The organism is Marinobacter sp., from assembly GCF_034669625.1.
Classification (GTDB): domain Bacteria; phylum Pseudomonadota; class Gammaproteobacteria; order Pseudomonadales; family Oleiphilaceae; genus Marinobacter.
Genome location: NZ_JAXMOY010000005.1, coordinates 131,320 through 156,010, shown reverse-complemented (window position 1 = coordinate 156,010; position 24,691 = coordinate 131,320). Strand labels below are relative to the sequence as shown.

Sequence of the window (24,691 nt, the reverse complement as noted above, 5' to 3'; positions counted from 1 at the left end):
GTAATAATAATGAAAAATTTCAGACTCCCAGATCTGGGTGAAGGCCTACCGGAAGCCGAAATTGTTGAGTGGCATGTGAAGGTGGGTGATAGCGTGGAAGTGGACCAAGTATTGGTCAGTGTAGAGACGGCGAAAGCCATTGTAGAGGTGCCATCGCCGCAAGCGGGTGTTATTGCCAAACTCTATGGCGAAGCGGGCGATATCATTCATACCGGTGAACCCTTGCTCGCTTATGAAGGCGAGGACGAGGACTCCGGAACCGTCGTGGGCAAGCTTGAATCGTCTGGTAAAGGCGAGGGCAAAGCCGCTCAGCAAGATACGTTCATCGTAGGTGCGGCAGCCTCCAGTAAGCGGGCACGGTCTAATCGTGCAACTCCGGGCGTTCGGGCACTGGCCCAGCAGCTCGGGGTCAATCTGGAAAGCATCAAAGGCAGTGGTCCCGGTGGGCTGATCTCCACCGATGACGTGCATAAACAGGCCAGCCACCAGAAGCAGTTGGGCGATGCAGAAGCGTTGCGAGGCACTCGCCGGACTATGGCGAAGAACATGGCGCTCTCACACGCTCAGGTTGTGCCAGTCTCTATTTTCGAGGATGTGGATGTTGGTGACTGGAAAAAGGGGGCTGACACCACCATGAGGCTGGTTCAGGGCATCGGCAAAGCCTGTGCCGCCGTACCGGAACTCAATTGTTGGTTTGACGGCGATAACCTCAGCCGTCAATTGCTCGATGAAGTTCATGTGGGAATTGCGGTAGATACGCCGGAGGGTTTGTTTGTGCCGGTGCTCAGGGATATTACACACCGAAGCCTAAAGGACTTGAGGCAGGGTTTGGAAAATCTGAGAGAGTCGGTGGCCTCTCGGAAAATTCCCCCCAAGGAAATGCAGGGCGCGACCATCACTTTGTCCAATTTCGGCACCATGACGGGGCAATATGCCAACCCCATTGTCAGTCCTCCACAGGTGGCGATTGTCGGAGCAGGTCGCATACGGGAAAAGGTCGTTCCCTATGAGGGTGCTGCGACCATTCGTCGCATTCTGCCCTTGTCGCTGACCTTCGATCACCGGGCAGCGACTGGCGGGGAGGCCTCGCGGTTCTTGGGTGCGTTGGTTGATGCATTGAAAAAAGGGAAATGATGATCCGGCGGGGAAATCCCGCCGGATCGTATCAGTGTCTTGCCAAATGGCCTTGTGGCAACAACACTAGGGGCCACAAAGATAGATACCTCTGACTGTGCGAGACATCATGAATCAACTTAAGAGCCTGACAACCGTTTTTTTACTGTCCTGTTCCACTCTGGGTACTACAGCATGGGCGGCAGATCTTCAACACCATAACGACCACCATGAAATGGGTGCCGTTCAGATTCACAATGCCTGGAGTCGGCCTACACCGCCGGGTGCGGCGATGGGCGTGGGTTATCTGACCATAACCAATAACGGAGCTGAAGATGTGTCGCTGGTTGCGGCCGAAAGTCCGAGAGCCAGCCGTGTCTCGATCCACGAAACTTCCATGCATGAAGGGATGATGCGGATGCAGCCACTGTCCGGTGGCTTGGCTATCCCTGCAGGCGGCACCGTGGAGTTGAGACCCCGAAGTTACCACCTGATGCTGGAGCAGCTGAAAGAGCCCCTGATGGAAGGTGAGATGATTCCGGTTCGGCTGGATTTTAACGGTGCCGAAGACGTGACGATCAAACTGGTTGTTCAATCGCTGGATGGCATGGGCATGGACCACTCGCATCACATGGATCATTCAGAAATGGATCATTGATGGGCGGGGGATTCCTACGCTCAGGAATTGCGGTCAGATTCCTGGGTATGGGAATCCGAGTGCCCTAGCGAATGATCAGGGGCAATTTCATCCCGAACCAGCTGTTTTAGCTGTTTGATTTCAGGAAACCCGCCTTGTTCTTTGCGCGACCATATCCGAGTACTGTTAACGTACACCTCGAAAATCCCGCCATCGCCCGGTTTCAGGGTTAGCTCGTCGATCATGCCGTCAAAGGTGGTCAGCAGTTCCTGGGCCATCCAGGCAGAACGCAATAGCCAGTTACAGCCAGTGCAGTAGTGCAGAGTGATGCGCGTTGCCATACGGTAATACTTCCTGCAGGACTAAATGAGTGAATCATGCTATCAAATAAGCAAGGTGAATTCTTTGTCGAGGAGGCATGATGACCTATTGGCTTGTGGACAGCCCAGGGTCTGGTGATGGTACCCGGAATGCAGACTTCTGGCTCGGACACTTGCAGGAGCAGGGCATAACGGATGTTGAAGTCTGTCATCTGGATGAACAGGGTCAATGGCGCGAAAGGGTGGCAAAAGACGATTGCCTGATGGCGGCCGGGGGGGATGGCACAGTGAACGGTGTGGCTGAAATCTGTCTTGAAAACGATGCGATTCTGGCTGTTTTACCGTCCGGTACCGCCAACGACTTTGCTCGTAATCTCAATATCCCCGATGAGCCACAACAGATTGCCCAGCTTGTCGCGGAAGGCACCGTGCAAAACATTGATGTTGCGGTTGCCGGAGAGCGGATTTTTTTGAACGTCGCTCACATCGGGCTTGGAACGCTGCCTGCCCGTGAAGCAGATGGGCCGACGAAAAAGTGGTTGGGGCAATTCAGTTACGTGGCCACGCTGTTTCGGCAGATCGGTGAACAGCGTGGCTTTCATGCCGAAATACAAACCGAAGAGTCGGCGATGAAAGGGCGTTGGTTGTCGGTTGCGATCGCCTCTGGTGCCTTTTTTGGCGGTGGGCACGAAATTCCGGAAGCCTCAGCCAACGATGGACAGTTGAATGTTGTTGCGGTGAAGCCCAGGCCATTGCTGCAGTTGCTGTTTGCGTTTTTGATGGTACGGCTGAACGGCGAGACACCTCGGCGAACCAGTACTATCGTGCAGGTGAAAAGCCCGGTATGTCAGGTGCGCACCAACCAGCCTAAACCGGTGACGGTTGATGGTGACGAGGCCGGTACCACACCCTTTGAGGCAGTCTGCAAGAAGGGCGTTCTGAGGGTTATTGGCCGGGAAGTCGTGCAGGCCGGAAGGGCAATGTGATTCGCCCTTCCGGTTTTAGGTCGAGGCGTCGAGTTACAGGCCGGCTACTTTAGCTCGGGCGGCGTGGAGCTTCTTGTAGCTCTCGATCATCTTCAGGTGCCTGTCCAGGCCTTCCAGATTCGTGCTGGTTTCTTCAAGTCCATAGAAGCGCACTGAGCCATCGAGGGAGCCGACAACGGCATCCATAACTTCGTTGCCGAACATCCGGCGGAAGTTGTAAAGATAGTCTTCCAGCTCGAGTTCTTCGTCCAGCGTGGCCTCCAGAGAAGCTTGCATCGCCTGATAGAAAAGACCACGCTCGACAGTGTTGTCGTTAAACTGCCGGAACATTTCGACCAGTTCCAGAGCTTCTTCAAGCTCGCCCAAGGCCAGATAAATGAGTAGTTTCAGCTCCAGAATGGTGAGCTGACCCCACACGGTGTTCTCATCAAACTCAATGCCGATCAGCGTGACGATCGTCATGTACACATCAAGCTCGGCTTCTTCCAGGCGCTCAACCAGACTCGCCAGTTCGTCTTCGTTCAGACGATGCAGGTTGAGGATGTCTTCCCGGAAGGCCAGCGCCATATTGGTGTTGTCCCAAACGAGGTCTTCCACCGGGTACACTTCGGAATAGCCTGGTACCAGAATTCGGCAAACCGGTGCGCCGAGATCTTCAAAGATCGCCATATAGCATTCCTTGCCCATGTCCGAGAAGATGCCAAACAGCGCTTCGGCCTCTTCCTCTGTGGTGCCGGGGAAATCCCATTCCACAAAGTCGTAGTCGGATTTGGAGCTGAAGAAACGCCAGGACACCACACCGCTGGAATCAATAAAGTGCTCAACGTAGTTGTTGGGCTCTGTCACTGCCATGGTGTTGAATGTAGGAGCGGGCAGGTCGTTCAGGCCTTCGAAGCTGCGGCCCTGCATCAGCTCGGTCAGGCTGCGCTCCAGCGCCACCTGGAAGCTGGGGTGGGCACCGAAGCAAGCAAATACGCCGCCGGTTTTAGGGTTCATCACGGTGACCGAGATGACCGGGAACTGGCCGCCCAATGAGGCGTCTTTGACCAGCACCGGGAAACCCTGTTCTTCCAAGGCGTTCAGGCCTTCCACGATGTCCGGGTATTTGGCCAGCACTTCGTCCGGCACGTCCGGCAGGGCAATTTCGTTCTCGATGATTTCTTTCTTGACCGCCCGTTCGAGGATTTCTGACAGGCATTGAACCTGAGCTTCCTGCAGTGTGTTACCGGCGCTCATGCCGTTGCTGAGGAACAGGTTTTCGATCAGGTTAGAGGGGAAGTACACGGTTTCCCCATCGGACTGGCGCACGTAAGGGATGCTGCAGATGCCTCGCTCAGGGGTACCTGAGTTGGTGTCAAACAGATGAGTGCCCAGCAGTTCGCCGTCGGGGTTGTAGATGCCAAGGCTGTAGTCATCCAGAATACCTTCGGGCAGCTCACCTTCGGGACCTGGCTGGAACCACTTCTCATTCGGGTAATGCACGAATTCGCTGTTGGCGATGTCCTGACCGAAGTACTGATCGTTATAGAAGAAGTTGCAGTTCAGGCGCTCGATGAACTCACCCAGTGCTGAAGCCAGCGCAGCTTCCTTGGTGGCCCCTTTGCCGTTGGTGAAACACATGTGCGCAGCGGTATCGCGAACATGCAGTGACCAGACGTGGGGCACAATGTTGCGCCAGGAGGCGATCTCGATCTTCATGCCCAGATCAGCAAGGATCCCGGTCATGTTGGCAATGGTCTGCTCCAGGGGCAGATCTTTACCTTCAATATAGGTGCTTGTGTTTTCGCCGGACCCGACGTTGAGCAAGGCCTGAGCATCTTCATCCAGGTTTTCCACCACTTCGATCTGGAAGTCTGGGCCGGTTTGCACCACTTTTTTCACGGTGCAGCGGTCGATGGAACGGATAATACCCTGGCGGTCTTTGTCGGAAATGTCTTCCGGCAACTCCACCTGGATTTTGAAGATCTGTTTGTAACGGTTTTCCGGGTCTACAATATTGTTTTGCGACAGACGAATGTTGTCGGTCGGAATGTCCCGAGCGTTGCAGTAAACCTTTACAAAGTAAGCGGCACACATGGCTGAGGACGCCAGAAAGTAATCGAACGGGCCGGGCGCCGAACCATCCCCTTTATAGCGAACAGGTTGGTCCGAGACGACGGTGAAATCGTCGAATTTGGCCTCAAGCCTCAGGTTGTCGAGATAATTGACTTTGATTTCCATGGGCAGCTTACCGGATTCAGAAATATGAGCAGTTTACGCGGAATTGACGAGGTTATCCCCGATGCGCGGGATGGTCTCACAAAAACAGAGAGGACGATACTGTACGTCCTCAGTGAAACCCAAAAGGAATTAGGTGGGCGCGACGTACCTACGGTGATGCTCTATGGCCGTGTGCTGGAATACGTGAACATCAGTGAGCAGGAGTTGCACCTGTATCTGGATCGGCTCGGTGTTAAAGGCGACGGGCGTTAGCTCAGCGCACCACAAAAACCGATACTTTGCTGTGTTTGACGATTTCCGCTGCGTTGGAGCGAAGTAAGTGCAAGGCATCACCTATACCCGGAGTGTGTGACGCCATGACCACGAGATCGATCCCGGTCTCCTTTATAGCGCTCAGCAGCTTGTCATCGAGTTCAACTGCGGTGTCGACAGATTCCAGCACCTTGGCATCAGTCTGAATGCCGTGAGATTTTCCCTGCTCCTCTGCAAATTCCTTGAGCTTGCTCGCCAGCTCCTTGGGGTTGTGCGCGGCGGCACCCGGGGTGCTGTTGGTCACGGTGACGTAACAGAGACTCGCCCCATAGTGCTTGGCCATGTCGATGGCGGTATTGAGCGTTTTTGCCATCTTGGCCAGATGGGCCAGATCAACTGGAACGAGAATGTTCTGGTACATGGCTCGATCTCCGGTTGTTCAAAATTTGAACTGTTGATAATGAGTCTGGACCATGACCCCCATGATCCGCAAGTTGGAAGGGCGTTCCCTCGGAACTCATTTCGAGGTAATGTGCATGCTACCGAATACAGAGCTGTATACCAGCCAGTAATAAAAAAATCATAAGGACATACCGTTAAAGGAGTCACACCGTGTCGGACCTCGCAAACTACGAAAGCTTTAATATCGAAGTCAAAGAGCACGTTGCCCACGTGCAGTTCAGCCGGCCCGAGGCCATGAACTCCATGAACAAGGCCTTCTGGCTGGAGCTGCCTCGCTGCGTGCAGGATATTGAAGCCAACACCAACGCCCGGGCTATCGTTATCTCTTCCACCGGTAAGCATTTCTCTGCCGGTATGGATCTGGCGGTTTTCTCTGATCCTAAATCTGTGCCTATGAGTGGCGACCCAGGTCGCATGGCGGAGAACTTGCGTCGCGTGGTGCTGCAACTGCAAGACACGCTGAGTTCTTTGGAAAAGGTGCGTTTGCCGGTTCTTGCGGCGATTCATGGCGGTTGTATCGGTGGGGCGTTGGATCTGGTGTGTGCGGCAGACAGCCGTTACTGCACCAAAGATGCTTACTTCACCATTAAGGAAACCGAGCTGGGCATGACAGCAGACGTGGGCACGTTGCAACGGTTGCCGAAGCTGATGCCAGAAGGCGTTGTGCGGGAGCTGGCCTACACGGGCCGGAAATTTGGCGCGGAAGAAGTTCAGCGCCTGGGATTTGTGAATAACGTGTACGACAGCCAGGAAGAAATGATCGAGGCTGTACTCGCCATTGCCGCACAAATTGCGGCCAACTCACCGCTGGCGGTGACCGGTTGTAAGGAAATGCTTAATTTCAGCCGTGACCACAGCGTGGAAGACAGCTTGAAGTACATGGCCACCTGGCAGGCAGGCATGTTTCGCCCGACCGATATGATGAAAGCTTTCCAGGCCAAAGCTCAGAAACAAGCGCCGGCCTACGACGACCTGTTCCCGGTCAAGGATCTGTTTTCTAACTGATTCATGAGTAAGCGCCAAGGCTCCTCAATCTCCACAGTCGCCGCCCTGTTGTTTCAGGGTGGTATTGGTGTGGTGGGGGCCATTGCGCTCTGGTTGTTTGATGTTCCGGTACTGGCGGGCAATGTTGGTTGGATCAACGCGTTCGTCTATGGCGCCGTGGGAGCCACGGCGACCTATCTGTTTTTGTTGCAACTGACCAAGCTGGCCAGGCTTTTCCCGGATGACCTCAGTGAGCAAATGCAGGCATTGTATAAGTTTGCAGCGAGTTATCGCTGGCCGGTGCTTCTGCTGTTATCCCTGTTGGCCGGAGTGGGTGAGGAGCTGTTGTTTCGAGGCGCCATCCAAGGCGGGTTGCTCCAGTACACAGGGCCGTGGACTGCGGTCATTGTCGCTTCATTACTGTTCGGGTTGGTGCACTACGTTTCGTTTACCTATTTTGTCATAGCAACGGGATTGGGGTTGGTCTTGGGCACCGCCTATCAACTCAGTGGCAGTCTGATCATGGTGATGGTCTGGCACGCTGTATACGATGTGTTGGCCCTGTATTTTCTGTTGAATTACCCTTCATGGTTTGGCGTTCGCCGATAACCATCTTCTGACGATCTGAATTAGGAATAATGCGTGTTTGAAAGCTATTTGACCGGTTTCCTGGTGGGCGGTGGCCTTATCGTTGCAATCGGTGCTCAGAATGCCTATGTGCTTAGCCAGTCTATCCGTCGAGAGCATCATTGGTGGTCTGCCGGGGTGTGCATGATCTCGGACATCGTGCTGTTCACACTCGGCATGTTTGGCGTATCCGCTGCGTTAACCGCCATGCCGCAGGGCTTGGAGATTCTACGTTGGCTGGGCGTTGTGTTTTTAGGCTGGCTGGCGGTTCAGGCCTTCATCCGGGTTTTCCGGGGACGGGCTGGGCTCACCGCCGAGCAGCAAGAGCGGCGCAGTTTGAAAGGCGTCTTGCTGACCACTCTGGCGGTTACCTTGCTGAATCCGCAGGTCTATCTGGATACCTTGTTGCTGGTTCCCGCCGTAGGTGCGCAGCAGTCGAGTAGCACCGGTTTTTTGCTAGGCGCAAGCAGTGCGTCGGTGTTTTGGTTCGGCGGGCTGGCGTGGTTCGGGTCATCAATGGCGCCAGTGTTGTCTCGCCCCAAAGTCTGGCGCGTTATCGATGGTTTGATCGGTTTGATGATGCTCGCCATTGCGATGCAGCTTGCGTTAGTCGGTTTGGAATAATTCAAACGCCTGCCAGACACTGAATAGCACTAGGAATTCTATGAACTCAACGATACGCCGCTGGTTCGCCAGCGCCAGCTCGATGCGCCACGTCCTGAGTACCTTTGCCCCTTATCTGGGTGCGGGCATCAAAGTGACTCATATCGCGGATGATTTCTCCAAAGCGTCGGTCGAAATGAAGCAGCGTTGGTACAACACCAACTACGTGGGAACCCACTTTGGTGGTTCGCTGTACAGCATGGTCGACCCTATATACATGTTGCTGCTCATGCGCAAATTAGGCAACGATTACGTGGTGTGGGACAAGGCGGCGAGTATTGATTTCGTGCGGCCGGGTAAAGGGCGTGTTACCGCTCACTTTGAGCTGACTGAGGAAAAGCTGGCAGAAATCCGCTTGGCAACGGCGGAAGGTGATAAATGCCTGCCAGAGTGGACGCTGGATATCATCGATGAATCCGGTGAGGTTGTCGCTAAAGTGAACAAGATTCTTTACGTACGGAAGAAAAAAGCCCGGACCAATAGCTGATCCGAGCGCTTGTTGCCGAAGGACGATCAGCTGGTAGGGGACTCGACCTGCTTCAGAAACTGAGCGATATCGTCAAACGCTTCTTCGGCCTGCGGTAACAGTGGGGTAAACATGTGCCAGACATGAACCATGTTCTGCCAGGTATGCAGCTCCACTGGTGACCCCTCTGCTTTTGCTTTGGCGGCGTATCGCGCCGCATTATCCAACAGCATTTCGGTGGTGCTGGCATGAATTAGCGTGGGGGGCAGGTTAGCAAGATTGCCGCGTAACGGCGACGCCACCGGATTGGTCGGAGAAAGCCGGAACGCCGCCAGCGTTCCCCACCAAAGCACAGGCAACGGCATTTTCGAAAGCCCGCCAAATACGGGGCCCAGCATCGCATCGCTCCGGATGTTGTCACGATTGCTGGGTGCGGTCAGTGTCAAATCGGTGGATGGAGACAGAGCGACCGCCGCGTCTGGCTGTCGAATGCCGTGGTCACGCAACCAGGCAATTAGTGACAGGGTATGGCTGCCGCCTGCGGAATCCCCAGCCACGACCATGAAATCGGCGTCCCCTTCGCCTTCGGGGCCATTTTCTAACAGCCAGGTATACGCTTCGCGGCAATCGATGATTCCGTCCAAGAAACGATGCTCTGGCATTAAACGGTAATCCACGGCAAACACGGCGGCATTGGCAAGCAGGGAAAAGCGATTGGTCACTGCCCGATGGCTTTTAGGGCTACCGGCGGTCCAGGCACCACCATGAATGTAGAGCACCCGTCGTTTGGTGTCTGCACCCGGAGCAAGCACCCATTCCCCCTTCGGATGCTGGCAAGGTTGGATGTCCGACTCGATGGTCGCCTCGTCACCCAGACTGTCCAAGTGCTTACGTAAGGCCATTAGCCGAGCTTTGCCTTTCAGTCCTTTGGATGCGCGGCCCATCTCTTTGACGCGTAAGAGCACTTCGTCATGGGAGGGGTGTGGTGTGACTTCTTTTGTGGCCCACTCGTTGCCGTCAAAGTGCGAAAGGTCCTGAACCCGAAACAACAGGACGGTGACAACAACAAGCAGTACAACGATGGCGAGAAAGATCCAAAGCATGGGCGTTCCTTTTTGAGTGCCTCGTTTTTGGGTACATATTATGCTGGCGTTATGTTCTTATCATGGCAACTATTTCAGAGTGACGGTGTATTGCCATTGGCTCAATTGCCCAAAGGAGGCCGTGCATGCCTAAGGTGTTTTTGGGTGTTGAGATTGCGCCCGACATTAAAGAGCGTTTGTTGAGGGTTCAAGCGCCGGTTCAGTCTGCCCGTTGGCAGCGTTATGAACAACTGCATCTGACGTTGGTGTTTCTGGGGGACGTTGCTGAAAACGCAGTAGTACGGTTGTCTGATGCGGCAGGCGGCGTGTCGGCGAGTCCGTTTGAGCTTGCCGTTAGCGGTTTAGGGTGTTTTGGCTCGCCGGAGCGGCCAAAGATCTTCTGGGCGGGTGTCTCGCCAGAGGCTTCGGTTGTTCATCTGCATCGGCAATTAGTGGATCTGTTGGTGGCGGCCGGCTTTAAGGTTGAACACCGCCATTTTCGACCGCACATTACGCTGAGCCGGTTTGGCCGGGATGCAGGGTCGGTCAGGCCCTTGATCGAGTCGGTACATAACGCTGGCTTTGGTGTTATGGCTGTACGGGAGTTTGTTTTGTATGAAAGTACCCAAGGGCCAAACGGTTCTGTTTATACCGTATTAAAGCGGTTTCCCCTATAAATGAGGGCCTGGCAACGTCGAGCATGACGGCGCCCATTGAGGATGTACTGGTGAGTAATGGTTCCATGAAGTGCCCGGTGTGCGAGTTGGCTGAGCTGGGTTCGTTCCGCGAAATAGAGCAAAAGCGTTATCTGCGGTGTGGCAACTGCAAAGCGACCGTTATGGCTCCGGAATGTCGTTTGCCCCCCGAGGAGGAGCGTGCGGTTTATCACCTGCACGATAATGATCCGAACGATGCCGGTTATCGACGCTTCCTGTCGAAGCTCGCGGACCCCTTGATGGCTAGACTGCCACAAGGCGCGGGCGGGCTCGACTTCGGGTGCGGCCCGGGGCCGGCGTTGGCCAGGATGTTTGAAGAAGCAGGTTTTTCGGTTGCGCTATACGATCTGTTCTTTTATCCAGAAGCATCTGTGCTGGAGCAAAGCTATGACTTCGTGACCTGCACCGAGGTGGTTGAGCATCTGTTTCAGCCGGCCAAGGTCTTTGCTCAATTTGACCGCCTTCTGAACCCCGGTGGGGTGTTAGGCATTATGACTTGCTTTCAGACCGACGATGATCGTTTCGACAACTGGCACTATCGGCGCGATCCTACACATGTGGTTTTTTATAGGGAAGCAACGTTTCAGTGGTTGGCCAAGCGCTATGGCTGGCAGATGGACAGTCCGGCTAAAGATGTCGTGCTGCTTCGAAAGCCGCTCTGAATCGCTGAGCCGCTAGTCTGTATCTGCCGGGCAGGCAGGCAGTTCCGGGCATACGGATGAGGTGTCGAGTGACCTGTTGTCTGGAAGGAATTTTTCGACGTTGAAACGGTCGCCGGCGAGGCTGGCTGCGCAGGTCATCGCCTGATTTGCCTGTTGCTGGCAACCTTTCGCTGAGAGGGCATAAGCCAGGTTGTTCCAGCCATCAGCAAACTCTGGAAACCGAAGGGTTGCACGGCGAAGGTGGTCGGCAGCCGCGCCAAAACGGTTTTGACTGTAGGCCAGGTTGCCCAGAGCTAAAAGCGGTGCGGGCTCATCCATCCAGTGATGCTCTGCGGTCTGATACGCGGTCTTGGCTGCTAGAGTGTGGCCGGTGGTCTCCAGATCGTGGGCAGCGCGCAGCCAGGGCAAAAGCTCGGCGGTTGCCGGTAATTTGTCGGGGGGCAGGATTACCATCGCCCAGCGCTCGGCCCGGTTCCAGGTTGTGTGGAACACTTTATAAGGCTGGTGGTGATGTTTACGGGTGTCGGTATTGAGTATCAGGGTTTCGTTCTGATTGTCGTATCCGACGACCACCGCAAAGTGCCACTGCGGCCACCAATCGAATCCCAGATTCTGCATGACCAGCACCGGGTTGCCAGCCGAGACTTCGGCCAGAAGTGTTTTGATGTCTGGCTGTAAAGGATAAACCACCATGTTATGTGACCGCGCACCGGCAACCATCTCGACCTGCAGCGAGCCTTCCCGCCCGGGCAGATAGACCAGTTCTTTCAGAATTTCCGGCTTGGTGCTAAGGCCTTGACTGTTCAGCATGGTGGCCAATGACGCCGGGCCACACTGGTACTTTTCTTGAGGATAAAAGGGAACATCAGCCAACAGTTGCTGGCTGTCTGTGTCAGTTTGGTCAGCGGTGGGCGAATCAGGCCAGGGCGGAGTGGTTGCACACCCGACCAGCAGGAGCAGCCCGAGAAGGGCTGACAGCCTGCTGCATCGTGCAAATGCCGTCTGACAAACGGAGAGAATTAGCGAATACAATTGATGAAGGAGAACAGGTTAGTTGCACACAGCATGTCGGTGATAATGAACACCAACAGGAACAATACGATGATTCCGACTACCCCTTCACCAGTGGGGGCTTCAGCCAGCTGCTGTTCGAAATCGGCCAGTTCGGCAGGTGTCAGATTCTGTATGCGTTCAGCTACTTGGTCTTCACTGACACCAAGCTCGGCAAGCTTTTCCTTTACTTCCTGCTGCTCCAGCATGCTCAGTAACTGTTGGCGATCAAGGTTGACCTGTTGCTGCTGAATTAGCTCGCCTGTCCCGACCATGCCGGCATTGGCAGACACTGAAAATGTCGTGGCAAAAGCCATCAGGATGGCCATCACAAGCGAAAACTGCTTGGCATAACGTCGAATGCCGTTCATTGCAGACTCCTCTTCGGTTAGTTTAGTTAACGTAAACCTAGAATGCTCAGGCCTATCATTCAACATAAAAAACGTTCATGGAGACGCGGGTAACGATCAAAAGGTTGATAGGCCGGTGGCTTCCATCAGTCGGTATTGCCAGTACTTCAGGCGCGAGTCATCGGCCCATTCGGAATAGGGCAAGCTGAGAGCGACGCTGCTTGTCTGTTCGCTTTCCCAGTGCTCGTTGAAGAAGGCCGACGTTTTTCTGGCAACAGAGCTTCCGGTGGCGACCTTCAGCCATACGTTGGATTCAAGATTGAGATCGTCCAGATTCCTTCGGGTGAAGTTGGCTGAGCCCAGCAGCAGTTCCTGTTGCCCGTTTTCAGCGGTGTAGATGAGCAGTTTACTATGACATTGCTCACCCTGAGTGTTACACCAACGAACGGGAATGCCGGCTTGATGCAGCTCATGGCCTACAGGGCGATTGGGAATCCCGTTTTTTTCATGACCGAAAGCATCCTTGTTCGCGTCCAGCAGCAAGCGGATATCAACACCTCTCTGCTGCGCGGTTTTTAGCGCTTCGATGATCGGTCGGTGAGAGAAATAGAACATGGCGATGTCTATGGCTTCGCCAGTTTGGCTGCGTTCGATCATGGCCAGTGCTTGATCGCGAATGGCGGACTCGGTGAGTACCTTTATGGTGCCTGATGATTCTGGCTCCGGCTGTTGGGTATTGGCCATTCGGTTGAGCCAGCGGTCGAACGTTTGGGTGTTGGCGCCGGACATCATGGCAACCGCTCGCTCACTCCGAATCACATCTTCTACAGCCGGTCCGCTGAACGTTAGCCCGATGTTGCTATGTCGGCTGCTGCCATCGTGGGGGTTGGCAGAGGTAACGAGCGCATGGAACTGATTGCCTGCGTCAGCGACCAGAATTTTACGGTGATTGGCTTTGAAGTTGGGGAGTGCCAGATAGCTGCGCAGTGTGGTTTTCTCAGTGCCGAGAGCGTTTGGTAGCCAGCCGCCGTCGGGATTGTTCCCGAGCCATTGGCAGCATATTCTCCAGAGGGCTGACCAGGCGGGGTTACTGTCCCTAAGAGGCTCCAGCTTTGTGATGACCAATTCAACTCCGGCTTCTTTCAATGCTTCGAAGGCGGCGGAACGGGTGCCACCGTAAAACGTGTTCAGTGGGTCTGAAATTACCACTATATCCATGCCAGGGTTGTCGCGCTTCTTTTCGATCAGTGCCTGTGTCAGCTGGCTTGATAGGCGTCGAAGTTCCGCATTTTTCGGGCCTGTGCCGTTATACAGAAACATGTCGATGAGGATGAATTGCCTGGCTTGAGAAATCAGCCTGAAGACTTCATCAAAGATCTCGTGGTCCAGCGTTGTTTCACCAGTCGGAAGGTGCCGGGTGGTGTCGGTCAGTATGCGGGGAGACGCGAGAGGAGCCGGGTTTCCGGAGTAACGAATGCCTTCGGGGAGGGGTTTGTAAGTATGCCAAGCCCCGAGGCCGATCAATATCAATATCAACAGCAACGCACAGGCTACTAACTTCATCGTCATCATTCATTCGATCCGTCGAATCAGGCCGCGATCGGGCGGTTTACTGACGTTGTTTGTCGAGAACCCACGCGGAGAAAAGTTCAAGAAGCTTGGTGGCTTGAGGGGCCGGCTTCACCAAGTTTAGAAGTGATCCCAGCTCCCACCCTTCTTTTTCAAGTTCGGGCTGCTGGACGTGAAGATAACTTCTCATCACATCATCGGAGAACTCCGGATGGAACTGAACGCCCCAGGCATTCTCGCCAATCCGAAATGCTTGATGAGGTTCGAAATCGGTCGCGCCGAGCAACACGGCTCCGGGAGGTAGTTCCAGAACGGACTGTTTGTGGGTTAATTGCGCCGAAAACTGTTGAGGCAGATGGCGGAACAGCGGGTCTGTCTGAGCACTCTCTAGCAGAGTGACGCTGTGCGTGCCGGTCTCCCGTCCCTTCGGATGATAGCCGACCTTGCCGCCCAGAGCATGGGCAAGTAGTTGATGGCCATAGCAGACGCCGAAGGTTGGAATGTTGGCCTGCACCGCATCTTTTAACCAGCCTGCCGCATGCTCACTCCAAGGTTCACGATCGCTAACCATGGCGGGAGAACCGGTAACGACCACGCCGTGCCAACCATCCGGTCGGCCGGGTGGGGGCGCTTGAGTAACGTCGGCGACGGTGAGGTCCAGTTGGCTGGACAGCTTGCTCACAAACCAGTCTTCAAAATCTCCAAACTGATCTCTGATCTGAGGGTAGGTAGTGCCCGTTTTCAGGATCACTACGCGGGGTTTTACTCCCTCATCTGTACCAGCCATACGGCACCTCATTTGATACTAAAGCCTCGCGCCGATTATTCCTGCGGCAATTCGGCGTTGTGGAAAACGTTTTGAACATCGTCGAGGTCGTTCAGCATATCCATAAACTTTTCGAACATCGGGATGTCATCGCCTTCCACCGGTGTGGTGGTTTTCGGCAGGAACTGGATTTCGTCTACTTCGAACTCAATCCCTTCGAAGGCTTCATCCAAGGCTTGCTTGGCTTTAGCGTATTCGGTGTTCGCGGTGAAAACAGTGATGGTTTCGTCTTCATTTTCGATGTCGGTGACATCGACATCCGCTTCCATCAAAGCTTCAAGAACGGCTTCTTCGTCCTGGCCTTTAAATACGAAAATGGCGCAGTGATCGAACATGTGAGCGACGGCGCCGGGCGTGCCGATTTTGCATTTGGTTTTGGTGAAAGCCAGACGAACATCACCAAAGGTGCGGTTCGGGTTATCGGTCAGGCAGTCAACAATAACCATGCAGTTGCCGGGACCGTAACCTTCGTAGCGAGCGGTGGAATAGTCTTCGCCCGCGCCACCTTTGGCTTTATCAATGGCCTTTTCAATAACATGGGTGGGAACCTGGTCTTTCTTCGCGCGCTCAATCAGCCCTCGCAGAGACAGGTTGGCCTGAGGGTCGACGCCACCAGATTTGGCCGCCATGTAAATTTCTCGACCGTACTTACTGTAAACCTTGGTTTTTGCCGCAGCCGTTTTGGCCATGGACTCTTTGCGATTCTGATAGGCTCTGCCCATAGTTCTGTGCCCCTTGCTTGCTATAAAGAGCGTGATTTTACTGAACCTGAGAGCAATGCGACAGCTTTGTTATGCCAGTTCAGGAACTCGTCGGATCCCACGGCGAAGACCAGACTCCAATGAGGCACGAATCAGCTTGCCGGAAAACGGAACAATATCTTCAAAGCTGATGGTGTATCGAAGGCGTGTTTGGCCGTCGCTGGTGTCGCTGAAATGCATGCGGCCCAAATGGTTTTTGATCGGGCCAGCGCTAGTGATTGCGTATTCAATCAGGGTATAGGGCTCAAACTCAAGGACGGTTTCTTCGAGGCTCAACGGCCCCAAACCAATCTTGCGAACCGAACCCGCCCCATTGGGGTCTGCCTGATCGCTGTCTTTAATGCGCTTGACCGGTGCACCCATCATTTTGCCGAAACGATGGTGGTCTGCGAATAATTCAAACACCTTCTTGCGGGGTACGTTAAAGGTTTCATTTATCTCAATGTTGTAAACAGCCATGTTGTATCTCTTGTTCTAAGGTTTTGGCCCAAGAGTAACGGTTCACAGTGTTTAACAAAAGATGCTTGATGGGCCGAGTGCATGGTTGGTCTTGGTGGTTGCTGTCGTTATAATTCGTCGTGCTCAGGATGAGCCGGATCAAAATCATACTCTTCAGGGATCGAAGTCATGCCCTAGGCAAGCGGATTGCAGTTTACCGCCCGTGTTGGCGAATTCCCCTCAGACCACTTCGTGGTTGCCAGCCTTTGCTCCGTTTTACCGGCGTGGTGAGCGAGTTCGTTCGGGGCAACACCGGCCATCCCGGACCCATTATGAAGTGGTGATTCAGCAGCCGGTATGGCGCTTGAGCCTGATGCACAACAGCCGTATTTTCAAACCCAAACTACCGATGCCATTGTGCGCACGCTGCCGGAACACAAAACCCGCTCCACGTTAAAAACCAAAACTCACAAGGGTGAGGGCAGCAACGAATTGCGCTTTGAAGACGAAGCGGGCGAAGAGCAGGTCTACGTTCACGCCGAGAAAGATCAGGATCTGCTCACTGAAAACAACCGCACCGAAGTCATCAAAAACGACAGCCACCTGGCGCTCGAAAACAACCGTTTCAGCCACACCAAAGGCAACGTCCACCACACTACTGATGGCGAACATAGGGAAAGCATCGGCGTGGACTACAGCCTGACCGTAAACGGCAGCCACCACAGCCAACAGGGGAAGAGTCAGCTTGTAGATGCGGGTACCGAGATTCATCACAAAGCGGGTATGAAAATTGTGATTGAAGCGGGTGCAGAGGTGACGCTGAAGGCTGGAGGCAGTTTTGTGAAGGTGGACCCGAGTGGGGTGACAGTGTCCGGACCGTTGGTGCGGATGAATTCAGGTGGGTCGGCTGGGGCTGGGAGTTCGGTCGCTGCACAAACGCCACAAGCACCCAGCGTCGTTTCGACCGCCACTGGCAAAAAAGCCCCCGAAGGGGCTAATTAAGTGGTCGATTACACGCGATCAATCAGTGACTGATCATCCAGGGGCGCATGGAAGGGAACATCTTTTTCCCGTCAGCGGTATAAAATAGCATGTGTTTGCCGTCTGACTTCTTCTTGCAACCGCAACTTTTCCGATGCTCCGCGTCCCGTGCACGCTGGTCGGCAGTGGAGATGATCGGCTCATGACTGGCTTTCTCATTGCGGGCCTGAGCCTTGCGCCGAGCCGGGTCCATGGCCAGTATCTCCGGAGGCAACACAATCACCCGTGGTGACAGCACCTTGCATTCAGGACAGTTTGCCGGATGTCCGGCTTCTGCCATGGTGCCCAGTTCCTGGAATAAACCGTGCTCCTGGCATTTGTAGTCGTACAACGGCATGGTTTATTACTCCTTGTCTGGTGACAGAGGTACGTCGGTGCCCGGGGTAACCATCTTCTTCGGGCCTTCAGCCGTGGGGTTGATGTCGAAGTCGAAGATTTCCGTTGGCAGCCACAAGGTTGCACAGGCATTGGGTACGTCCACCACACCACTGATATGGCCTTCTACCGGTGCGCAGCCGAGCAGTGCATAGCCTTGGGCCGGTGTATAACCAAATTTGGTCAGGTATTCGATGGCATTCAGACAGGCCTGGCGATAGGCTACCTGCACATCCAGGTAATGCTGCTGGCCTTCCTCATCCACCGAAATGCCTTCAAAGATGACATAGTCTTCGTAGCGGGGCTTGATGGTACTGGGCTTGAATACCGGGTTCTTGATGCCGTACTTGGACATGCCATCTTTAATCAGATTAACCCGCAGGTGAATCCAGCCGGCCATCTCAATCGCACCACAGAAAGTAATTTCACCGTCGCCCTGGCTGAAGTGCAGATCGCCCACTGACAAGCCGGCACCTTTCACATACACCGGGAAGTAGGCCTTGGAGCCCCGGGACAAATCCTTGATGTCACAGTTACCACCGTGCTCGCGAGGCGGAACGGTACGGGCGGCTTCGGTTGCGGCTTCCTTGGCGGCGTCACCGGCAAGTTTGCCCAGGTGAGCAGTATCGGCGAATGGCATGTTGGCCAGACCGGGTACGCGATTTGGCTCGGTGTCGTAGAGTTCTTTCTCCCGACGGTTCCATTCCATCAACATTTCTTTGGACGGCAGACAACCGATCAGGCCGGGGTGGATCATGCCGGCGAATTCCACATTCGGGATGTGGCGGGATTTAGTGAACATGCCGTTGAAGTCCCAGATGGATTTCTGGGCCTCTGGAAAATGCTCTGTCAGGAAGCCTCCACCATTTTTCTTGGCGAAGAAGCCGTTAAAGCCCCATTGGCTGTCCTGGAACGCACCAATGTCCAGAATGTCCACTTCTAACAAATCGCCCGGCTCAGCCCCTTCGACGGCAACAGGTCCGGACAGGAAATGCACCTGAGTCAGGTCCACGTCCCGGATGTCGTCAGCGCAGTCGTCGTTTTTGATCTGCCCACCCGTCCAGTCGTAGCATTCCAGAACGAAATCGTCCCCCGGCTTGACCGTCGCCGCCATGGGGATGTCCGGGTGCCAACGGTTATGAATTTGCTCATTCTCGTAAGCGGATTTGCTTCTGTCGATCTTGATAAGGGTTTCGGCCATAACGGGCGCTCCTAGTTTCTTGACTTCAGGGTTCAAAGCGGTGATGCGCAGTGCCTGATGGCTTCTGCGCTGACGTAATCCACTATCGGCGATCGCTGCCTGCGGTGGTATTCGCGAAATGCCCCCAGCGCCTACGTCATTCGACGTATTGGTGCACAGTAACGCTCCTGTTCTGTACGTTGGCCTCAAATCGTTTGCAGTCAGGATTCTCCAGTAGGGCTCTGGCTACCGCCGGTTCCAGACGCTGGCGAAAAGCCCGCAACATCTCCCGGGCGCCGTAACGGGCATCGTAGCCACGGGACAATTCGGTCCGAAGCTCCGTCGAAAGAGACAACTCCGCGTGTTTCTTACCCAACCGCCGATTAAGACCCGCCAATTCGATGTCCAGCAAAGCTTCTAGCCAGTTATCAGTAAGACTGTTGAACGTAAGAATCTGATCAATCCGGTTCAGAAACTCAGGATCAAAATGCCGACGCAGGGCGGTATCACGCAGGGACTCACCCTGACCGGGTGATAATCCGAACCAACGGCGCCAGCCCTTTTGATAACGTTGTTGATGAGCCTCGGCATCCAGTGCCCCAGCGTTGCTGGTCATGAAAATCAGAGTGTTGCGAAAATCGATCTCCCGATTACCAGAGGGGAGTACCAGCCGGCCGGTGTCCAGGACGTTAAGCAGGGTGCGGACCACCTCTTTGCTGGCTTTCTCGATTTCATCGAACAGCACTATGCCCGGTTTGCTGAATGAGCCCTGCACCTTATCCAGGTCAAACAGGCTGTGGCCTTCCTTACTACCCACATAGCCGGGCGGTGCGCCGGTGAGTGCGGCAGCGTAGTGCTCCTGGGCCAGAGTGTTCATATCGATGCGGCATAGGCCATCCCGGTTGCCGTGGATGGCTTCGGCGATTAGCCGTACGGTTTCGGTTTTACCGACTCCGGTGGGGCCAAGGAAAAGATGTACTGCCAGTGGTCGGTTTTCCTCGCCGATATCGGCTTTTACCCGTACCAGCATGGATTCCATTGCGGCCAATGCCTCATCCTGGCCCACAATGTTCTCCCGCAAACGGGACATAACAGTATCGGGCTCAAAGCGGAACCGAGAAGCACGAACCGGGCCTGAGGCGGCCCGGTTCTTGTCAATGGCTTCCCGATTGGCTTCCAGCCGATCATTGATACACGGCATCAGCTTCTCCCGGCTTTAAGCCCCTGCAGATTTTTCCTTGCCATCGACCGGTAGGGAACCCACCGGACATTCAGCGGTGCCGACGGTTTTCCTCGTCATCGCCTCGACATTTTCCTGGGCTTTCTGGGCATCCATCACCCAAGTGCGGTAAAAATCAAACGGGCAGTCTGCAACTCCTTTGTCGCCGTCACCGGAGTTGTGAACACCGGTGTAACCCCGGTGCAGCAGTTTGAACAGGTGGTTCTGGGACTGATCATTGGCGCGGGCATCGCGAATCTGGCTGATCGAAAGCTGGGCATACTGAATCCCCATGTCTTCCTCACCACACTCACCCAGCGTGCGACCGTCGAAGCCGATGATTGCGGAGTGGCCAAAGTAGGAGTAAACCCCGTCAAAGCCGGATGCGTTTGCTACAGCTACGTAGCAGTTGTTCGCCCAAGCCATGCTCTTGGACATCAGCACCTGCTGCTCCTTGGCCGGATACATGTAGCCCTGGCAACGGACGATCAGCTCGGCACCCTTCATGGCGCAATCCCGCCAGATTTCCGGGTAGTTGCCGTCATCACAGATGATCAGGCTGATCTTCATACCCTTCGGACCTTCGCTGACGTAAGTGGTATCACCCGGATACCAGCCCTCAATCGGGCACCAAGGCACACACTTGCGGTATTTCTGAACAATCTCACCTTCGTTATTGATGAGAATCAGAGTGTTGTAAGGCGCCTTGTTCGGGTGATCCTCATGGCGCTCACCGGTCAGGGAAAAGATGCCCCAGGTATTGGCCTCACGGCAGGCGGCGGAGAAAATGGCCGTTTCGTCACCGGGAATCGTGGCCGCGGTTTCCATCATCTCGTCGTTGTCGTACATGATGCCCATGGTGCTGTATTCCGGAAACACCACCAAATCCATGCCGGGCAAACCAAGTTTCATACCCTTGATCATTTCCGCAATATTACGGGCGTTGTCTAACACCTCGGCTTTGGTGTGTAGCCGGGGCATCTTGTAATTCACTACCGCCACGCCGACGGTATCGTTACTGCTGGAAATATCACCGTGTCTCATAAGTTACTCTCTCGAAAATTTTACTCAGAATTTTGGGCCGCAGCGGCATGCATCAAACTAAACGGCCAGATAACTGGCAATCTTCTCCTGATCCGCCTCGGCCCGGCTCTCTTCGTGGACGATGGCGCCTTTCTCGATCACCAGAATCCGGTCCGCAGCATCCATCACAAAACTCAATACCTGCTCTGACACCACAATCGACAGCCCTCGTTCATCGCGGATGCGCCGCAGCGTCTGCGCGATTTCCTTGATGATGTTGGGCTGAATGCCTTCAGTAGGTTCATCAAGCAGCAGCACCTTGGGTCGGGTGGCCAGTGCGCGGGCAATGGCCAGCTGTTGCTGCTGGCCACCAGACAGGTTGCCGCCGCGTCGGTTTTGCATTTCCTTGAGCACCGGGAACATCTCGTACAGATCTTCTGGCACCTTCTTCTCCCCGACCGCGGCGAGGCCGGTTTCAATGTTTTCCCTCACCGTGAGGGTCGGGAAGATCATCCGCCCCTGAGGGACAAAGCCGAGACCAGCGCGTACACGCTGATAACTTTTAAGTCGGGTCAGATCCGTGCCATCCAGGCTGACTTCGCCACCTTTGGTTGGGGTCATGCCAATAAGGGACTTCATCAGCGTGGTTTTACCCATGCCATTGCGGCCAACCACAGCCACAATTTCGTTCTTTTTCACATCCAGGTTCAGGTCCTGGATGATGGTACTTTGGCCGTAAGCCACCAAATGATGTTTGATGCTCAACATGATCAGTGCCCCAGATAGACTTCGATGACTTTAGGGTCCGATTTCACATGATCGATGGACCCTTCCGAGAGAACCTTGCCCTGATGCATGACGGTGACCCGGTCGGCGATGTCGCCGACAAACTGCATGTCATGCTCAATCACCAGAACCGTATGGCTCTGGGTTATCACCCGGAGCAGTTCCGCCGTCTTCTTCCTTTCCGCCACAGACATGCCGGCCACTGGTTCATCCAGCATTAACAAATCCGGTTTCTGAATCAGTAGCATCCCGATTTCCAGCCACTGTTTCTGGCCGTGGCTGAGCAGCGCGGCAGGCTCATGTAGGGCTTCGGTGAGGAAGATGGTTTTCGCCACATCTTCCACCGCCTCAATAACCGCCTCATCCCGCTTAAAAGCCAGTGCACCCATAACGCTGTGGCCTTGGGGATAAGACACCTCAAGGTTCTCAAACACCGTCAGGTCCTCGAAGACAGACGGAGTCTGGAATTTCCGGCCCACGCCCGAATGGACAATCTGGTGCTCTTTGAGTTTGGTCAGCTCCTTGCCCGCAAACTTGATGGAACCGGACGTCGCCTTGGTTTTTCCGCAGATCAGATCCAGCACCGTCGTCTTGCCCGCGCCGTTGGGGCCAATGATGACCCTGATTTCCTTAGGGTCGAGGTAGAAGGACAAGTCGTCGACTGCCTTGAAGCCATCGAAGGAGACGGTCAGGCCCTCAACCGCCAGTAGAAAATCCCCGCTGTTGCTCTTGCTTGTGCTCATCACGATTTCTCCGGACTGTAGGTGCCTGCCATCGGACTAAAACCCTCGGCCTGTTCAGCAGCCGGCTTGGCCACCACAGGTGCGGCTTTACTCTTGCTGCGTTTGAAGACCTTATTTTCCAGAGGCATCACGTAGCTCTTGTAGAGCCCCGCCAGGCCGTTCGGGAAAGCCAGCACCACACCGATGAACAGGGCGCCCATGGCAAAAGGCCAAAGCTCTGGGAAGGATTCGGAGAAACCACTCTTGGCGGCATTGACCAGCAGAGCGCCGTAGACAGCACCCAGGATGGACAAGCGGCCGCCAAGGGCACAGAAGATGACCATCTCGATGGAGGCAACGATGCCGATGAATGATGGAGACATGAAGCCCACCAATAGTGTGAACAACGCGCCGCCGATGCCAGCGAAGGCTGCCGCCAGACAGAAGACAAAGATCTTGAAGGCCGCCACGTCATAGCCGGAGAAGCGCACCCGCATTTCCTGTGCGTTCATGGCGACGAGGATGCGGCCCAGCTTCCGGTTCTGAACAAGGCGCGCTGCGAACAGGCAAAGAAAGAGCATGCCGACGCAGACGAAATACAGAATATTCCTGGCCTCATCGGTACGGATGTCCCAGCCCATCAAAGTCTGCAAGTCGGTAATGCCATTCACGCCACCGGTATAGCCCTGTTGCCCGATAATCAGGATGGTCAGCACCGCTGCAATGGCCTGAGTGATGATGGCGAAATAAACGCCGCCCACCCGCCGGGTGAACATGGCAATGCCGATGACGAACGCCAGCAGAACCGGCACACCAATAACCGCCAACAAGGTGAACGAGAAGCTGTGGAACGGCTCCCAAAACCACGGCAGCTCGGTGAGCTGGTTCCAGTCCATAAAGTCCGGAATGCCGGGCGTGGACTGAATAGCCGTGGCCTCCGGCGTGGAGGCCTCCAGCTTCAGGAACATGGCCATGCAGTATCCGCCCAGGCCAAAGAACACACCCTGGCCAAGACTGAGGATGCCAGCTTTACCCCAGCACATGACAAGGCCAATCGCGACGAAGGCGTAGGTCAGGTATTTGCCCACCATATTCAGTCGGAACGGGTCCAGAGCCAGCGGCAGGATAACCACCAGCAGGAAAGCCAGTGCGAGGTAATACAGCCCCTCTCGGGAAACAAACCACTTCATAAGGGATGAATGCTTCATGACAATCTCCTAGCGACGGACCTTCAAGGCCATGAGTCCTTCCGGACGTATCATCAGAATTCCGATCACAACCAGCAGGGTGAGTACCTTGGCCATGGAACCACTGAGGAAGAACTCCATGGTGGACTGAGCCTGTGAGATACCGAAGGCAGATATGATTGTGCCGATCAGGCTTTGGGCGCCGCCAAATACCACAACGAGGAATGTATCGACGATGTAAGCCTGGCCTGATGAAGGGCCAGTCGACCCGATCATGGTGAATGCGGCACCGGCAATACCGGCGATGCCACAGCCGAGAGCGAAGGTGGCCCGGTCTATGCCTGCGCTGTTGATGCCCACGGATTCTGCCATCGGCCGATTCTGGACCACGGCGCGAACCTTTTTGCCATAGCCGGAGCGGTACATAAGCAGATACACACCCACGGCAACCGACAGGGCAATGACCATGACGAACAGTCCGTTAATTGGCAGGTCGACCATGTCGGTCACCTGAATAGCACCCATCATCCACTCCGGTAGATCAACGCCCACTTCCCGGGCGCCAAAGATGGAGCGGTAAGCCTGCTGCATGATCAGGCTCAGGCCCCATGTGGCGAGCAGAGTGTCGAGTGGTCGGTGGTAGAGATGCCTTATCATGAGCCACTCAACGAGTGCTCCCAATGCGGCACAAATCAGGAAGGCCAGAACCATGGCGATAAAGAAGTACCCGCCGAAAAAACCTGGCAGATAGGATTGGAAAAATCCGGATGTCAGATAGGTTGTGTAGGCACCGAGGATCATGAACTCCCCGTGGGCCATGTTGATCACCCCCATCTGTCCAAAGATGATCGCAAGGCCCAAAGCCATCAGCACGAACACTGAAAACAGGGAGAGCCCGGCAAACCCCTGCATGGCAAATATCGACATCAATTCACTGCTGGTGTAGCCATCGAACATGACGCTTACTCCCCGAT

General features: G+C 54.8%; 28 protein-coding genes and 1 pseudogene. 11 read left to right on the top strand and 18 right to left on the bottom strand.

The window, feature by feature from the left end:
* The first annotated feature begins 9 nt into the window (after positions 1-9).
* Both VOI14_RS06475 and VOI14_RS06470 read left to right on the top strand, forming a co-directional pair.
* Positions 10-1,134: a dihydrolipoamide acetyltransferase family protein gene (locus VOI14_RS06475; RefSeq protein WP_323751214.1), complete on the top strand. Its 1,125-nt coding sequence runs from the start codon at positions 10-12 to the stop codon at positions 1,132-1,134.
* 109 nt (positions 1,135-1,243) lie between these two features.
* A complete protein-coding gene (locus VOI14_RS06470; protein WP_323751213.1) occupies positions 1,244-1,771 on the top strand; it encodes a copper chaperone PCu(A)C in 528 nt (175 codons plus the stop codon).
* Positions 1,772-1,791: 20 nt separating this feature from the next.
* Here the strand turns inward: VOI14_RS06470 and VOI14_RS06465 are convergent, their stop codons facing one another.
* Positions 1,792-2,091 carry a SelT/SelW/SelH family protein gene (locus tag VOI14_RS06465; protein WP_323751212.1) on the bottom strand — a complete coding sequence of 100 codons (300 nt, stop codon included), beginning with the start codon at positions 2,089-2,091 and terminating at the stop codon, positions 1,792-1,794.
* A gap of 80 nt (positions 2,092-2,171) precedes the next feature.
* Between VOI14_RS06465 and VOI14_RS06460 the strand changes: the two genes are divergently transcribed.
* Entirely contained in the window at positions 2,172-3,056 is an 885-nt protein-coding gene (locus tag VOI14_RS06460; protein ID WP_323751211.1) for a diacylglycerol/lipid kinase family protein, read from the top strand.
* 33 nt (positions 3,057-3,089) lie between these two features.
* Here VOI14_RS06460 and VOI14_RS06455 read toward each other — a convergent pair whose 3' ends face one another.
* Positions 3,090-5,276 carry an OsmC domain/YcaO domain-containing protein gene (locus VOI14_RS06455; protein ID WP_323751210.1) on the bottom strand — a complete coding sequence of 729 codons (2,187 nt, stop codon included), beginning with the start codon at positions 5,274-5,276 and terminating at the stop codon, positions 3,090-3,092.
* 24 nt (positions 5,277-5,300) lie between these two features.
* Between VOI14_RS06455 and VOI14_RS06450 the strand changes: the two genes are divergently transcribed.
* Positions 5,301-5,528, top strand: coding sequence for a hypothetical protein (locus tag VOI14_RS06450; RefSeq protein WP_323751209.1), 228 nt, complete (start codon positions 5,301-5,303; stop codon positions 5,526-5,528).
* A gap of 1 nt (position 5,529) precedes the next feature.
* Here the strand turns inward: VOI14_RS06450 and VOI14_RS06445 are convergent, their stop codons facing one another.
* Entirely contained in the window at positions 5,530-5,949 is a 420-nt protein-coding gene (locus tag VOI14_RS06445) for a universal stress protein (protein WP_323751208.1), read from the bottom strand.
* 191 nt (positions 5,950-6,140) lie between these two features.
* Between VOI14_RS06445 and VOI14_RS06440 the strand changes: the two genes are divergently transcribed.
* From VOI14_RS06440 to VOI14_RS06425, 4 genes are read left to right on the top strand one after another with little or no spacing between them, the layout of a single operon-like run.
* Positions 6,141-6,995: a crotonase/enoyl-CoA hydratase family protein gene (locus tag VOI14_RS06440; RefSeq protein ID WP_323751207.1), complete on the top strand. Its 855-nt coding sequence runs from the start codon at positions 6,141-6,143 to the stop codon at positions 6,993-6,995.
* A 3-nt stretch (positions 6,996-6,998) separates the two neighbouring features.
* On the top strand, positions 6,999-7,583 hold the full coding sequence (locus tag VOI14_RS06435) for a CPBP family intramembrane glutamic endopeptidase (protein ID WP_323751206.1): 585 nt from the start codon (positions 6,999-7,001) through the stop codon (positions 7,581-7,583).
* Between the two features lie 33 nt (positions 7,584-7,616).
* Positions 7,617-8,225, top strand: coding sequence for a LysE/ArgO family amino acid transporter (locus tag VOI14_RS06430; RefSeq protein WP_323751205.1), 609 nt, complete (start codon positions 7,617-7,619; stop codon positions 8,223-8,225).
* Between the two features lie 40 nt (positions 8,226-8,265).
* Positions 8,266-8,751, top strand: a complete 486-nt coding sequence (locus VOI14_RS06425; RefSeq protein WP_323751204.1) for a DUF4442 domain-containing protein — start codon at positions 8,266-8,268, stop codon at positions 8,749-8,751.
* 26 nt (positions 8,752-8,777) lie between these two features.
* Here VOI14_RS06425 and VOI14_RS06420 read toward each other — a convergent pair whose 3' ends face one another.
* The gene (locus VOI14_RS06420; protein WP_323751203.1) at positions 8,778-9,833 is read right to left on the bottom strand and encodes an alpha/beta hydrolase; all 1,056 of its coding nucleotides are present in this window, start codon (positions 9,831-9,833) and stop codon (positions 8,778-8,780) included.
* Between the two features lie 125 nt (positions 9,834-9,958).
* On the opposite strand from VOI14_RS06420, the gene thpR reads away from it, so the two are divergent.
* The gene (gene thpR / locus VOI14_RS06415; RefSeq protein ID WP_323751202.1) at positions 9,959-10,489 is read left to right on the top strand and encodes an RNA 2',3'-cyclic phosphodiesterase; all 531 of its coding nucleotides are present in this window, start codon (positions 9,959-9,961) and stop codon (positions 10,487-10,489) included.
* A gap of 23 nt (positions 10,490-10,512) precedes the next feature.
* Entirely contained in the window at positions 10,513-11,190 is a 678-nt protein-coding gene (locus tag VOI14_RS06410) for a class I SAM-dependent methyltransferase (RefSeq protein WP_323751201.1), read from the top strand.
* A 12-nt stretch (positions 11,191-11,202) separates the two neighbouring features.
* Here the strand turns inward: VOI14_RS06410 and VOI14_RS06405 are convergent, their stop codons facing one another.
* From VOI14_RS06405 to VOI14_RS06380, 6 genes are all read right to left on the bottom strand, one after another.
* Positions 11,203-12,063, bottom strand: a complete 861-nt coding sequence (locus VOI14_RS06405; RefSeq protein ID WP_323751200.1) for a PA2778 family cysteine peptidase — start codon at positions 12,061-12,063, stop codon at positions 11,203-11,205.
* A 146-nt stretch (positions 12,064-12,209) separates the two neighbouring features.
* Positions 12,210-12,611, bottom strand: a complete 402-nt coding sequence (locus VOI14_RS06400; RefSeq protein WP_323751199.1) for a PA2779 family protein — start codon at positions 12,609-12,611, stop codon at positions 12,210-12,212.
* 96 nt (positions 12,612-12,707) lie between these two features.
* Complete coding sequence (locus VOI14_RS06395) at positions 12,708-14,162, bottom strand: phospholipase D family protein (RefSeq protein WP_323751198.1); 1,455 nt, start codon at positions 14,160-14,162, stop codon at positions 12,708-12,710.
* Between the two features lie 37 nt (positions 14,163-14,199).
* Positions 14,200-14,946, bottom strand: a complete 747-nt coding sequence (locus tag VOI14_RS06390) for a glutamine amidotransferase (RefSeq protein ID WP_323751197.1) — start codon at positions 14,944-14,946, stop codon at positions 14,200-14,202.
* A gap of 35 nt (positions 14,947-14,981) precedes the next feature.
* Positions 14,982-15,707 carry a YebC/PmpR family DNA-binding transcriptional regulator gene (locus VOI14_RS06385; protein WP_323751196.1) on the bottom strand — a complete coding sequence of 242 codons (726 nt, stop codon included), beginning with the start codon at positions 15,705-15,707 and terminating at the stop codon, positions 14,982-14,984.
* A 69-nt stretch (positions 15,708-15,776) separates the two neighbouring features.
* Positions 15,777-16,205: an SRPBCC family protein gene (locus tag VOI14_RS06380; RefSeq protein ID WP_323751195.1), complete on the bottom strand. Its 429-nt coding sequence runs from the start codon at positions 16,203-16,205 to the stop codon at positions 15,777-15,779.
* Between the two features lie 342 nt (positions 16,206-16,547).
* Here VOI14_RS06380 and VOI14_RS06375 point away from each other — a divergent pair.
* Positions 16,548-17,171, top strand: a pseudogene (locus VOI14_RS06375) (bacteriophage T4 gp5 trimerisation domain-containing protein); the annotation flags it as partial.
* Positions 17,172-17,208: 37 nt separating this feature from the next.
* Here the strand turns inward: VOI14_RS06375 and VOI14_RS06370 are convergent.
* The 8 genes from VOI14_RS06370 to urtB form a co-directional block, all read right to left on the bottom strand.
* Positions 17,209-17,562, bottom strand: coding sequence for a zinc ribbon domain-containing protein (locus tag VOI14_RS06370; protein WP_323751194.1), 354 nt, complete (start codon positions 17,560-17,562; stop codon positions 17,209-17,211).
* A 6-nt stretch (positions 17,563-17,568) separates the two neighbouring features.
* On the bottom strand, positions 17,569-18,801 hold the full coding sequence (fmdA, locus tag VOI14_RS06365; protein ID WP_305897425.1) for a formamidase: 1,233 nt from the start codon (positions 18,799-18,801) through the stop codon (positions 17,569-17,571).
* A gap of 136 nt (positions 18,802-18,937) precedes the next feature.
* Positions 18,938-19,981, bottom strand: a complete 1,044-nt coding sequence (locus VOI14_RS06360) for an AAA family ATPase (RefSeq protein WP_323751193.1) — start codon at positions 19,979-19,981, stop codon at positions 18,938-18,940.
* A 15-nt stretch (positions 19,982-19,996) separates the two neighbouring features.
* A complete protein-coding gene (locus tag VOI14_RS06355) occupies positions 19,997-21,043 on the bottom strand; it encodes an aliphatic amidase (protein WP_323751192.1) in 1,047 nt (348 codons plus the stop codon).
* A 57-nt stretch (positions 21,044-21,100) separates the two neighbouring features.
* Positions 21,101-21,790, bottom strand: a complete 690-nt coding sequence (urtE, locus tag VOI14_RS06350; protein WP_305897428.1) for an urea ABC transporter ATP-binding subunit UrtE — start codon at positions 21,788-21,790, stop codon at positions 21,101-21,103.
* Between the two features lie 2 nt (positions 21,791-21,792).
* Complete coding sequence (gene urtD, locus VOI14_RS06345) at positions 21,793-22,551, bottom strand: urea ABC transporter ATP-binding protein UrtD (protein WP_323751191.1); 759 nt, start codon at positions 22,549-22,551, stop codon at positions 21,793-21,795.
* Positions 22,551-23,738: an urea ABC transporter permease subunit UrtC gene (urtC, locus tag VOI14_RS06340; RefSeq protein ID WP_133006178.1), complete on the bottom strand. Its 1,188-nt coding sequence runs from the start codon at positions 23,736-23,738 to the stop codon at positions 22,551-22,553. Before urtC ends, urtD begins: the two co-directional genes overlap by 1 nt.
* A 9-nt stretch (positions 23,739-23,747) precedes the next feature.
* Entirely contained in the window at positions 23,748-24,674 is a 927-nt protein-coding gene (gene urtB, locus VOI14_RS06335) for an urea ABC transporter permease subunit UrtB (protein ID WP_133006177.1), read from the bottom strand.
* Positions 24,675-24,691 lie beyond the last annotated feature (17 nt).